This is a genomic window from Shinella lacus, from assembly GCF_010994755.1.
In the GTDB taxonomy this organism is placed as follows: Bacteria; Pseudomonadota; Alphaproteobacteria; order Rhizobiales; family Rhizobiaceae; genus Shinella; species Shinella lacus.
On record NZ_WHSB02000009.1, the window covers coordinates 178609 to 191318 of the forward strand.

A 12710-nucleotide genomic window follows, 5' to 3' on the forward strand; every position below is an offset into this window, starting at 1 on the left:
CAGCGGTCGGCGTGAATTTCATCCAAGCGCCGAACACGGGAATGATTCTCGCGTACGGACAGCGGAAATGGCCGCACCCGCATCCCATTCGCGCTAAACGCGCACGGGCGTTCGTACGTCAGTTTTCTGGCGACCAGACGGAACGGGGTATACAGTGTCCAAATCCCTAGACAGCTTCAATTGTCGTTCGACCCTTACGGTGGGCGACACCGACTATGTGTATTACAGCCTGCCCAAGGCCGAGGCGAACGGCCTCGCGGGCGTCTCGAAGCTCCCCTACTCGATGAAGGTGCTTCTGGAGAACCTGCTGCGCTTCGAGGACGGCCGGTCGGTTACGAAGGAGCACATCCTTTCCGTCGCCGAATGGCTCACGAACAAGGGCACGGTCGAAAACGAGATCGCCTATCGCCCGGCCCGCGTGCTGATGCAGGACTTCACCGGCGTTCCGGCCGTGGTCGACCTTGCGGCCATGCGTGACGCGATGGTGTCGCTCGGCGGCGATCCGGAAAAGATCAACCCGCTCGTTCCCGTCGACCTCGTCATCGACCACTCCGTCATCGTCGACGAATTCGGCACGCCGACCGCCTTCGCCCGCAACGTCGAGCTCGAATACGAGCGCAACGGCGAGCGCTACCGCTTCCTGAAATGGGGCCAGCAGGCGTTCAAGAATTTCCGCGTCGTTCCTCCGGGCACCGGCATCTGTCATCAGGTCAATCTGGAGTATCTGGGCCAGACGGTCTGGACCAAGGAAGAAGACGGCGAGATCATCGCCTACCCGGATACCTGCGTCGGCACCGACAGCCACACGACCATGATCAACGGTCTCGGCGTTCTCGGCTGGGGCGTGGGCGGCATCGAGGCGGAAGCCGCCATGCTCGGCCAGCCGGTCTCCATGCTTCTGCCCGAGGTCATCGGCTTCAAGCTGACCGGCAAGCTCAAGGAAGGCGTCACCGCGACCGACCTCGTGCTGATGGTCGTGCAGATGCTGCGCAAGAAGGGCGTCGTCTCCAAGTTCGTCGAATTCTTCGGCCCCGGCCTCGACAACATGACGCTCGCCGACCGCGCGACGATCGGCAATATGGGCCCGGAATACGGCGCCACCTGCGGCTTCTTCCCGGTCGACGGCGAAACCGTCAACTACCTCACCATGTCCGGCCGCGAAGAACAGCGCATCGCGCTGGTCGAAGCCTATTCCAAGGCCCAGGGCATGTGGCGTGACGGCGACGGCGCCGACCTCGTCTTCAGCGACACGCTGGAACTCGACCTCGGCGACGTCGTGCCCGCCATGGCCGGCCCGAAGCGCCCGGAAGGCCGCATCCCGCTGGAAAACATCGCCTCCGGCTTCGCCGGCTCGATGGACACCGACTACAAGAAGCCCGGCCAGCTTTCGAACCGTTATGCCGTCGAAGGCACCGACTATGATATCGGCCACGGCGACGTCGCCATTGCCGCCATCACCTCCTGCACCAACACCTCCAACCCGTCGGTGCTCATCGCTGCCGGCCTGCTCGCCCGCAACGCGGTCGCCAAGGGCCTGAAGACCAAGCCGTGGGTGAAGACGTCGCTCGCACCGGGATCTCAGGTCGTCGGCGAATATCTCGCCAAGTCCGGCCTGCAGGAAGATCTCGACAAGCTCGGCTTCAACCTCGTCGGCTTCGGCTGCACGACCTGCATCGGCAATTCCGGCCCGCTGCCGGCGCCGATCTCCAAGACGATCAACGACAAGGGCCTGATTGCCGCCGGCGTTCTCTCCGGCAACCGCAACTTCGAAGGCCGCATCTCGCCGGACGTGCAGGCGAACTACCTCGCCTCGCCGCCGCTGGTGGTGGCCTATGCGCTGGCCGGTTCCGTCCAGAAGGACCTCACCAAGGAGCCGATCGGCGACGATCAGGACGGCAACCCGGTCTACCTCAAGGACATCTGGCCGACCTCGCAGGAAATCCAGGAATTCATCCTGAAATACGTCACCCGCGCGCTCTATGCCGCGAAATATGCCGACGTGTTCAAGGGCGACGAGAACTGGCAGGCCGTGCAGGTGCCGGCGGGCCAGACCTATGCCTGGGACGACCAGTCGACCTATGTGCAGAACCCGCCCTACTTCGTCGGCATGGGCAAGACCGGCTCGGGCCTCAAGAACATCGAGGGTGCCCGCGTCCTCGGTCTCTTCGGCGACAAGATCACCACCGACCACATTTCCCCGGCCGGTTCGATCAAGGCGGCATCGCCTGCCGGTGCGTACCTCACGGGCAACGGTGTCGCCGTCGCCGACTTCAATCAGTACGGCACGCGCCGCGGCAACCATGAAGTGATGATGCGCGGCACCTTCGCCAATATCCGCATCCGCAACCATATGCTCGGCCCGAACGGCAAGGAAGGTGGCTACACGATCCACTATCCGACCAAGGAAGAGATGTCGATCTACGACGCGGCCATGAAGTACAAGGCCGAGGGCGTTCCGCTCGTCATCTTCGCCGGCGTCGAATATGGCAACGGCTCGTCGCGCGACTGGGCGGCCAAGGGCACCAACCTCCTCGGCGTGAAGGCCGTGGTGGCGCAGTCCTTCGAGCGCATCCACCGTTCCAACCTCGTCGGCATGGGCATCGTGCCCTTCGTCTTCGAGGACGGCACGACCTGGGCGACGCTCGACCTGAAGGGCGACGAAGTCGTCACGATCGACGGCCTCGAAGGCGACATCAAGCCGCGCGAGAAGAAGATCGCCAAGATCACCTATGCCGACGGCACGGTGAAGGAGGTTCCGCTCCTTTGCCGCATCGATACGCTCGACGAGGTGACCTACATGAACAATGGCGGCATTCTCCAGACCGTTCTGCGCGATCTCGCCGCCTGATCGTTTTTAGCGTCAAAATGCGAAATGCCGGGGCCAAAACCCCGGCATTTTTCGTTTTCCGGAGCGTTTTTCTCAGCTATGAGTCTCACTCCATCGTGACTTCCTGTTGAACCGGCAAGCGCGTATGACGGGCTCAAATGGCTGGCTACCCGCCGCCACTCCATTGGAAATGATCATGCCGAGACCGCACATACTGGAATGTCTGGCGATCCTGCTTGCGCTCGGAGCCGGCGCAGGGGCTGCACATGCCCAGGAATCCACTACCAAGCAATCCATCAAGCCCAAGGGTGTCGTCGAGCTCTTCACCAGCCAGGGCTGCTCTTCCTGCCCGCCGGCCGACAAGGCGCTCGCCGCACTGGCGCAGGAAGGCGAGGTCGTCGCCCTCTCCTACCATGTCGACTACTGGAACTATCTCGGCTGGGCCGACACGCTCGCCTCCAAGGACAATACCGACCGGCAATATGCCTATGCCCGCATGTTCGGCCGCAGCGGCGTCTACACGCCGCAAGCCGTGCTGAACGGCCGCGAACATATCAACGGCGCCGATATTTCCGGCATCCGCTCGCGCATCGGCGCCATGCCGAACGAGGGCAAGGGGCTCAACGTACCGGTCGATGTCGAGGTGAAGAACGACGAGCTGCGCATCCGCGTCGGCCCCGGCGAGGGCAAGGCCAATATCGTCATCGCCTATTTCGAGCGCGAACGCACGATCGACATCGACAAGGGCGAAAACCGCGGCAAGCGCGTCAATTACTGGCACGCCGTCACCGACATGGAAACGATCGGCATGTGGGAAGGCAAGGAGACCAACCTGGTCCTGCCGGCCGACATGCTGAAGAAGAAAAAGAAATCCGGCGGTTGCGCCGTGCTTTTGCAGCGCATGCGCACCGCCGATACGCCGGGCGCCATTTTGGGCGCGACCGTTCTGACGGGTGATAAAGCTTCGCGATGAACGTCTTTCCCCCTTTTTTGGGGGAGGTCCGGTCCGGCTTCTTCGAGGGGCTGGGGCTTGAGGGTTCGAAGAAAGACGGACCGGACCGAGACGAAGCTACCGGCAACGGAATACTGGGCAACTTCGACAGACGCACCCCGACAATACCTGCTTCCCGCACAAGGCAGCAGGCAGGTAGAGGCTGCGACTGGCGGACTTTCTCCCGTAAATTGGGCGTCTGTTTGTCTGAATTGCGGCGAGAAGGATTTTTGCGAAAACGCAAGTCTTCGCCCATCCGCCTTGCATTTCCGTTTTGCTCAGGCACACTGTCACCCAGCCGTCACAGACGAGGTGCGGAGATTCGATGACTGATCAGCCGGATTTGCAGGCTTCCAATGTCGTGGTCGACCTTAAGGAATATAAGAGCAGCCGGGATCCGCTGCCTGTAACCTTCCATCGACGGGAGCTCGATGCAATCCTCTGGGTCTACGGCCGGATGGTCGGCGAAGGGGAATGGCGCGACTACGCAATCGACCATATGCGCGACAAGGCAGTGTTCTCCGTCTTCAAGCGTTCGGGCGAAATGCCGCTCTACCGCATCGAGAAAAACCCCAAACTCGCCGCCAAACAGGGCGCCTACAGCGTCGTCAACCAGCACGGCACCATTTTGAAGCGCGGCCATGAGCTCAACCAGGTGCTCAAGGTGTTCGACAAGGTGCTGCGGCTGATCGAGACCTGATTCAGGCCATCGTCCCCGGATAGGTCGCCGAAGACGGCTCCGTTTCGGCGCCGTCACCCAGCGCGCGCTGCATGAAGACCGTATCGAGCCAGCGGCCGTGCTTGAAGCCGGTGGCGGTCATGCGGCCCGAATGTTCGAAACCCGCAGCCGCGTGCACGGCGATCGAGGCCGGATGGGCGCCGCCGATGACGGCGACCATCTGGCGGAAGCCGAGCTCCGTCGAGCGGCGAATGAGCTCCGCCAGCAGCGCCTTGCCGACGCCCTTGCCGCGCGCTTCCGGCGCCAGATAGACCGAATCCTCGACGAGCCAGCGATAGGCCGGCCGCGTGCGGAAGGCGGACGCATAGGCGTAGCCGAGGATGAGCCCGGTCTGCTCGATGGCGACGATATAGGGATAACCTTTGTCGGTGATCGCCTGGAAGCGCGCCGCCATCTCGTCGAGCGAGGGCGGGTCGATTTCGTAGCTCGCCACCCCGTTCAGCACGGATTCGCGATAGATTTCGGTGAAGGCGGCAATGTCGCCGAGGTCGGCGGTGCGAATGACGAAGCTCATGGAAAGCCTGAATATTCCGGATATGGGATGGGTCGTCCCATCCCATATCCTAGTTTGGCTTTCAAGCGACGTTTGACGTATCAGGCGCCGTAAACGATGAGCAGGTCCTTGGCGTCGATCTGGTCGCCGGCCTTGACCAGCACCTCCGAGACCGTGCCGTCCTTCTCCGCATGCAGCGCCGTTTCCATCTTCATCGCCTCGATGGAGAGCAGCACGTCGCCGGCCTTGACCGCCTGGCCGGCCGAGACCGAGACCGTCGAAATGACGCCCGGCATCGGCGCGCCGAGATGGGCGGCATTGCCGATATCCGCCTTGCGCCGCGCCGTGGACGTCGCCGCGCGGTTGCGGTCCGGTACCTTGATGAGGCGCGGCTGGCCGTTCAACTCGAAGAACACCTTCACCATGCCCTGCGCATCCGGCTCGCTCTGCGCCTGATGCAGGATGACGAGCGAGACGCCCTTTTCCAGCTCGGGCGACAGCTCCTCACCCGGCGACAGACCGTAGAAATAGGCCGGCGTCGGCAGAACGCTCACCGGACCATAGGTATCGGCGGCGAGCGCATAGTCGGTGAAGACCTTCGGATACATCAGGTAGGAGGCGAACTCGAAGTCGTCGACCTTGCGCTCCAGCTTCTCCTCGACTGCCTTGCGTTCGGCGTCGAGATCGGCCGGCGGCAGCAGCGAGCCCGGCACCGCGGTATAGGGCTCCTCGCCCTTCAGCGCCTTCTTCTGGAGTGCTGCCGGCCAGCCGCCCGGAGGCTGGCCGAGATCGCCCTTGAGCATGGAGACGACCGATTCCGGGAAGGAGACGTCCTTGGCCGGGTTTTCCACGTCGGCGACGGTGAGGTCCTGCGAAACCATCATCAGCGCCATGTCGCCCACCACCTTGGAGGACGGCGTCACCTTGACGATATCGCCGAACATCTGGTTGGCGTCGGCATAGGCCTGGGCCACCTTGTGCCACTTGGTCTCAAGCCCGAGCGAGCGGGCCTGTTCCTTGAGGTTGGTGAACTGGCCGCCCGGCATTTCATGCAGGTAGACTTCGGAGGCCGGCCCCTTGAGGTCGCTTTCGAAGGCGGCGTATTGGAAGCGCACGGCCTCCCAGTAGAAGGAGATGCGGCGGATCCATTCCGGATCGAGGCCCGGATCGCGGTCGGTGCCCTTCAGCGCCTCGACGATCGAGCCGAGGCAGGGCTGCGAGGTGTTGCCGGAGAGCGCATCCATCGCCGCATCCACCACGTCGACGCCGGATTCGACCGCGGCAAGCACGGTCGCGGCCGCAATGCCCGACGTATCATGCGTGTGGAAATGGATCGGCAGGTCGGTCGATTCGCGCAGCGCCTTGAACAGCACGCGCGCCGCCGCCGGCTTCAACAGGCCCGCCATGTCCTTCAGCGCGATCATATGCGCACCGGCCTTTTCGAGGTCGGCGGCGAGCGCGGTGTAATATTTGAGATCGTATTTCGGACGGGCCGAATTCAGGAGATCGCCGGTGTAGCAGATCGCCGCCTCGCAGATCCGGTTCTCTTCCGCCACCGCCTCCATCGAGACGCGCATGTTGTCGACCCAGTTCAGGCAGTCGAACACCCGGAACACGTCGATGCCGCCCTTGGCCGCCTGGCGCACGAAGTATTTCACGACATTGTCGGGATAGTTCTTGTAGCCGACGCCGTTCGCGCCGCGCAGCAGCATCTGGAGCAGCAGGTTCGGCGCGCCTTCGCGCACACGGGCGAGACGATCCCACGGGTCTTCCGTCAGGAAGCGCATGGAGACGTCGAAGGTCGCCCCGCCCCAGCATTCCAGCGAGAAGAGCTGCGGCAGCGCGCGGGCATAAGTGCCGGCGACGCGGGCGATGTCATGCGTGCGCATGCGGGTGGCGAGCAGCGACTGGTGGCCGTCGCGCATCGTCGTGTCGGTCATCAAGACGCGCGTTTCGCCGCGCACCCATTCGGCGAATTTCTTCGGGCCGAGTTCGTCGAGCTTCTGCTTGGTGCCGGCCTGGACCGTGCCTTCGATGAAGGGCACGACGGGCTTGGCGACATCCGCCGGCGGCTTCGGGCGGCCCTTGGCCTCCGGATGGCCGTTGACGGTGACGTCGGCGAGGTAGGTCAGCAGCTTCGTCGCGCGGTCCTGGCGCTTCACCTGCTGGAACAGCTCCGGCGTCGTGTCGATGAAGCGGGTCGTGTAGGTGTTGTTGCGGAACTGCTCGTGGCTGATGATCGCTTCAAGGAAGGTGAGGTTCGTTGCCACGCCGCGGATGCGGAATTCGCGCAGCGCGCGGTCCATGCGGGTGATCGCTTCCACCGGGTTCGGCGCCCAGGCCGTGACCTTCACGAGCAGCGGATCGTAGAAGCGGGTGATGACCGCCCCCGGATAGGCCGTGCCGCCATCGAGGCGGATGCCGAAGCCCGAGGCCGAGCGATAGCCGGTGATGCGGCCATAGTCGGGAATGAAGTTCTGCTCCGGGTCTTCCGTGGTGATGCGGCACTGGAGGGCGTGGCCGTTGAGGCGGATGTCCGCCTGATCAGGCACGCCCGATTCCGGCGTGCCGATCGCCTCGCCGTCGAGGATGTGGATCTGCGCCTTCACGATGTCGATGCCGGTCACGACTTCCGTAACGGTGTGCTCGACCTGGATGCGCGGGTTGACCTCGATGAAGTAGAATTTGCCGGTATCGGCATCCATCAGGTACTCGACCGTGCCGGCGCCGATGTAATTGGTGGCACGCGCGATCTTCAGCGAATAGTCGGCAAGTTCCTTGCGCTGCGCCTCGTTGAGGTAGGGTGCCGGCGCGCGCTCGACGACCTTCTGGTTACGCCGCTGGATGGAGCAGTCGCGCTCGAAGAGGTGCACGACATTGCCGTGCGTATCGCCCAGCACCTGGCTTTCGACGTGGCGGGCGCGCTCGACGAGCTTTTCGAGATAGACCTCGTCCTTGCCGAAGGCGGCCTTCGCCTCGCGCTTGGCTTCCGTCACCTCGCGCAGCAGGTCCTTCGGGTCGCGGATGGCGCGCATGCCGCGCCCGCCGCCGCCCCAGGAGGCCTTCAGCATAACGGGATAGCCGATGCTTTCGGCAAGCCGATGGATTTCATCGGCATCGTCCGGCAGCGGATCGGTCGCCGGCACGACCGGCACGCCGACGGAAATCGCAAGATTGCGCGCGGCCACCTTGTTGCCGAGCTGGCGCATCGTATCGGGCCGCGGTCCGATGAAGATGATGCCGGCGGCGTCACAGGCATCGACGAACTCCGGGCTTTCCGACAACAGGCCGTAACCCGGATGGATGGCGTCGGCGCCCGAAAGCTTGGCAACGCGGATCACCTCTTCGATCGACAGGTAGCTTTCGATCGGCCCGAGGTCACGGGAAAGATGCGAGCCGCGGCCGATCTGGTAGCTTTCATCCGCCTTGAAGCGGTGCAGTGCCAATTTGTCCTCTTCCGCCCAGATCGCCACCGTTTTTATGCCGAGTTCGTTGGCTGCGCGGAACACGCGAATGGCGATTTCGGACCGGTTGGCGACAAGGATCTTAGAAATGGGCAAGTCGGACTCCTCATGACTTGAAAACGGGAATTGCTGCACCCGCGAAGAGAATTATTAGCGGGTTATTTTCAAAGTTCAATTTTGGAGTCGTCATCCGGCAAAAGAATTGCGCCGTCGAGGCTCAGGAAACGAGCCCGAGCCGGAAGGCGATGGCGACCGCGTGGTGCCGGTTGCGCGCGCCGAGCTTCTCCTGGATGCCGTTCATGTACCAGTCGACCGTGTGGCTGGAAATACCGAGCACGCGGCCGATGTCATGCGAGGTCATGCCCTCGGCAAGCAGGCTCAGCGCCTCCATTTCGCGCCGCGTCAATTCGACATCGACGATGGCGGAAAGCCGCGCCGCCGCTTCCGGATCGGCCGCCAGCAGCAGTTTCCAGTAGAGTTGCCGGGCGATGCTGTCGAAAAGCCCGATCTCGACGCTTTCCAGCTCGACCGGCCGGCCGCCGAGGCTGAGGCTGCCGAGCAGGCCGCGCCGGCCGTGCACCGGGAGCATGTAGCCGTCCTCCAGCCCGTTCTGGCGCGCATCCACCATCATGCGCTCCATGCGCTTGCGGTGCGGGCTGAGGCGGAAGGCGCCGAGCGTATCGCGCCAGCGAAACCCCGCCTGCGCATGGCCGAGGTAACGCACGGTCGGATCGACCTGCATGTAGCGCTTGCGCAGATAGGTTTCCGGCCAGCCCTTGGGCCAGCGGCCGGCCAGCAGCAGGCTCGACGGGCTCTCCACCGGCTTCGGCGCCTGGATGAGACCGTAATAGTCGAAGCCGTAATGCGTCAGCAGACGTTCGAACTCGGCCGTCGTCTCCTCCCGGCCCCGCAATTCGTCGATCAGCGCAAGAAACTGTACCAGCAGGTTGATTTTCATATGCCCTGCACTTTATGCGCCCATTCCATATCCAGAAGAAATGAAGCTGGCCCTCTTTTGACCAGTCATGTCCCATTCATGTTGCCCCGCATACAATTGGCAGGATCGCATGATGAAAATCAATCGGCTAAGGGACGTCGTGACGCGCAAAACTGAAAATCACGCAACATTTCATGTGAGTCATGAAATTTGCACGTCGTCCACGAACTTTTGCCCCTTCCGCTGATTAACAGCGCACTGCAAAGAAAACGGGTGCTTTCGCTGCACCGCACAACAGGTATCGCCGGAAAGGCCTTATTCCGTGTCTTTGTTTCAGGTCTATGCAAGAGCTCTCAGTTATCTGGGGGTCTACAAGATTCGTGTGGGTTCGGTGGTTGTCGCCAATATCGTGCTCGCGGTCATCACCATTGCCGAGCCGATCCTCTTCGGTCGCATCATCGACGCCATTTCCTCCAAGGGCGACGTAACGCCGATGCTCCTGATGTGGGCAGGCTTCGGCCTGTTCAACACCTTCGCCTATGTGCTCGTCGCCCGCGAGGCGGACCGCCTGGCCCATGGCCGGCGCGCGAGCCTCCTGACGGAAGCCTTCGGCCGCATCATCTCCATGCCGCTCTCCTGGCACAGCCAGCGCGGCACCTCCAATGCCCTGCACACGCTGCTGCGCGCCTGCGAAACGCTGTTCGGCCTCTGGCTCGAATTCATGCGCACGCACCTGGCCACCGCCATCGCGCTGGTGCTGCTCATCCCCACCGCCTTCGTGATGGATTATCGCCTGTCGCTGGTGCTGGTCGTGCTCGGTGTGCTCTATGTCATCATCGGCAAGGTGGTGATGAACCGCACCCGCGAGGGCCAGGCCTCGGTGGAAAACCACTACCACACCGTCTTCTCCCATGTGTCGGACTCCATCAGCAACGTTTCGGTCGTGCACAGCTACAACCGCATCGAGGCCGAGACGCGCGAACTGAAGCGCTTTGCCGAACGGCTGATCAATGCGCAGTTCCCGGTGCTCGACTGGTGGGCGATTGCCAGCGCGCTCAACCGCATCGCGTCGACCATTTCGATGATGACCATCCTCGTCATCGGCACGGTGCTGGTGCAGCGCGGCGAAATCCGCGTCGGCGACGTCATCGCCTTCATCGGTTTTGCCGGCCTGCTCATCGGCCGCCTGGACCAGATGAAAGCCTTTGCCACGCAGATTTTCGAGGCCCGCGCCAAGCTTGAAGACTTCTTCACGCTGGAAGATGCCGTCAAGGACCGCGAAGAGCCGTCGACGGCCGGCGAACTCGGCGACGTCAAAGGCAGGGTCGAATACCGCAATGTCTGCTTCGACTTCGCCAATGCCACCCAGGGCGTGCGCGACGTCTCCTTCACCGTCGAAGCCGGCCAGACCGTCGCCATCGTCGGCCCGACGGGCGCCGGCAAGACCACGCTGGTCAACCTGCTGCAGCGCGTCTACGAGCCGCGTTCCGGCCAGATCCTCATCGACGGCGTCGATATCGGCACGGTGACGCGCAAGTCGCTGCGCCGGTCGATCGCCACCGTGTTCCAGGATGCGGGCCTGCTCAACCGCTCGATCTCAGACAATATCCGTCTCGGCCGCGAGGGCGCGACGCAGGAGGAAATCGAGGCGGCGGCCGAGGCGGCAGCGGCGAACGACTTCATCACCTCGCGCCAGAGCGGCTACGAGACCCATGTCGGCGAGCGCGGCAACCGTCTGTCGGGCGGCGAGCGCCAGCGCATCGCGATCGCCCGCGCGATCCTCAAGAACGCGCCGATCCTCGTGCTCGACGAGGCAACCAGCGCGCTCGACGTGGAGACCGAGGCCCGTGTGAAGTCGGCGATCGACCAGCTTCGCCGCAACCGCACGACCTTCATCATCGCCCACCGCCTGTCGACGGTGCGCGAGGCCGACCTCGTCGTGTTCATGGATCACGGCCAGATTGCAGAGATGGGCACGTTCAACGATCTCAGCCAGAGCAACGGCCGTTTTGCCGCGCTGCTCCGGGCAAGCGGCATCCTGACGGACGACGACGTGCGCAAGAGCCACACCGCCGCCTGATCGACGTCATCACTTCGGGGCGTCGCCCCCTTCAACCGGCAGGGCACGCATGCCCTGCCGTTTTGCGTTGGGGCCGGTGATGGAGGCCTGCCAGTCGAGGTAGCGCGCATAAGCGAAATGCAGCGCGATGCCGGCAAGCGTATAGAGAGTGCCGAGGACCGGGTTCTTGCCGGTCACGAACATCAGCACCTGCCCCGCCATGGCGAGGATCGTACCGAAGATGAAGACCGCCAGCGAATGCCGACCGACCGCCACCAGCGGATGGCTGATCGGCAGGGCCGCCCAGTTCGACAGAACGGGGATCGTCGCCACCAGATAGGCGCCGGCCAGCACATGCAGCAGCCGCGTCGTCGACAGGAACGTCTTGTCGAAGCCCGTCAGCACCGCCGGCAGGCCATAGGAGAAGTCGATGTTCCACCAGGCGAGCACGACCCACAGCATCGAGACCACGAGATAGGTGGCCGAGAGCGCCAGCAGCACGGGATTGCGCGAAAAGCCCTTGCCCTTGGCGCGCAGCACGCCGACGAAGCCGATGACGAAGAGGAACTGCCAGGACAGCGGGTTGAGGAACCAGTAGCCGTCGTCGAGAAAATTCGACGGCGCGATCCGCCAGATCCCGGCGCAAAGCCAGATCGTGCCCGAGACGGCGATCAGCAGGCGTACGCTACGCTGGTAGAGCCACAGGAAGCCCGGCAGCATCAGGAACAGCATGGCATACATGGAGAGGATGTTGTTGTAGCCGAACTGGTGGCCGAGCAGCACCATGCTGACGACGCCCTGTTCCGTGCGGTCGACGACGGCGCGCAGGTTGATTTCCGACAAGAGGTCCGGCCGCGAGAACCACAGCGCGCCGCCGGCGAAGATCGCGAAGGTGATGACGCTCGTCATGATATGCGCGACATAGAGCGTCAGCGCGCGGCGCAGGATGCGAAGGGTCACCGCCAGCCGCTCGCCGACGGCAAAACGCCCGCCATAGGCAAGCCCGACCGACATGCCGGAAATCAGCACGAAGGCTTCCGCCGAATCGGAAAAGCCGAAATTCTTGTGCGTCAGGTGTTCCAGGTACTGGCCGGGAACGTGGTTGACGAAGATCGTCAGGAGGGCAAGCGCCCGGAAGACGTCGAGGCGCGTGTCGCGTGTCTGCGGCACGACGCCCCCCGGTCCATGTCTGTCAGTCAT

8 protein-coding genes are annotated in these 12710 nt (G+C 63.4%); 4 read left to right on the forward strand and 4 right to left on the reverse strand.

The genetic code is table 11. The annotated features are described in order from the left end of the window. The first annotated feature begins 154 nt into the window (after window positions 1–154). From acnA to GB927_RS22965, 3 genes are all read left to right on the forward strand, one after another. Window positions 155–2848: an aconitate hydratase AcnA gene (gene acnA, locus GB927_RS22955; protein WP_256119542.1), complete on the forward strand. Its 2694-nt coding sequence runs from the start codon at window positions 155–157 to the stop codon at window positions 2846–2848. 169 nt (window positions 2849–3017) lie between these two features. Further along, window positions 3018–3800: a DUF1223 domain-containing protein gene (locus GB927_RS22960; RefSeq protein WP_439655525.1), complete on the forward strand. Its 783-nt coding sequence runs from the start codon at window positions 3018–3020 to the stop codon at window positions 3798–3800. A 343-nt stretch (window positions 3801–4143) separates the two neighbouring features. Then, a complete protein-coding gene (locus GB927_RS22965; protein WP_256119544.1) occupies window positions 4144–4518 on the forward strand; it encodes a DUF2794 domain-containing protein in 375 nt (124 codons plus the stop codon). A gap of 1 nt (window position 4519) precedes the next feature. Here the strand turns inward: GB927_RS22965 and GB927_RS22970 are convergent, their stop codons facing one another. From GB927_RS22970 to GB927_RS22980, 3 genes are all read right to left on the reverse strand, one after another. Further along, window positions 4520–5071, reverse strand: a complete 552-nt coding sequence (locus GB927_RS22970; protein WP_256119545.1) for a GNAT family N-acetyltransferase — start codon at window positions 5069–5071, stop codon at window positions 4520–4522. Window positions 5072–5151: 80 nt separating this feature from the next. Further along, window positions 5152–8610, reverse strand: coding sequence for a pyruvate carboxylase (gene pyc / locus GB927_RS22975; RefSeq protein WP_256119546.1), 3459 nt, complete (start codon window positions 8608–8610; stop codon window positions 5152–5154). Window positions 8611–8731: 121 nt separating this feature from the next. Continuing rightward, the gene (locus tag GB927_RS22980; RefSeq protein ID WP_256119547.1) at window positions 8732–9472 is read right to left on the reverse strand and encodes a helix-turn-helix transcriptional regulator; all 741 of its coding nucleotides are present in this window, start codon (window positions 9470–9472) and stop codon (window positions 8732–8734) included. Between the two features lie 301 nt (window positions 9473–9773). Between GB927_RS22980 and GB927_RS22985 the strand changes: the two genes are divergently transcribed. Next, window positions 9774–11531: a glucan ABC transporter ATP-binding protein/ permease gene (locus GB927_RS22985; protein ID WP_256119548.1), complete on the forward strand. Its 1758-nt coding sequence runs from the start codon at window positions 9774–9776 to the stop codon at window positions 11529–11531. A 9-nt stretch (window positions 11532–11540) separates the two neighbouring features. Here GB927_RS22985 and GB927_RS22990 read toward each other — a convergent pair whose 3' ends face one another. Then, complete coding sequence (locus tag GB927_RS22990) at window positions 11541–12710, reverse strand: OpgC family protein (protein WP_256119549.1); 1170 nt, start codon at window positions 12708–12710, stop codon at window positions 11541–11543.

Coding starts and splice junctions, on each gene's coding strand:
- GB927_RS22965 (WP_256119544.1), top strand. CDS start 4,144: ATGACTGATCAGCCGGATTTGCAGGCTTCCAATGTCGTGGTCGACCTT.
- GB927_RS22960 (WP_439655525.1), top strand. CDS start 3,018: ATGATCATGCCGAGACCGCACATACTGGAATGTCTGGCGATCCTGCTT.
- GB927_RS22980 (WP_256119547.1), bottom strand. CDS start 9,472: ATGAAAATCAACCTGCTGGTACAGTTTCTTGCGCTGATCGACGAATTG.
- GB927_RS22990 (WP_256119549.1), bottom strand. CDS start 12,710: ATGACTGACAGACATGGACCGGGGGGCGTCGTGCCGCAGACACGCGAC.
- GB927_RS22970 (WP_256119545.1), bottom strand. CDS start 5,071: ATGAGCTTCGTCATTCGCACCGCCGACCTCGGCGACATTGCCGCCTTC.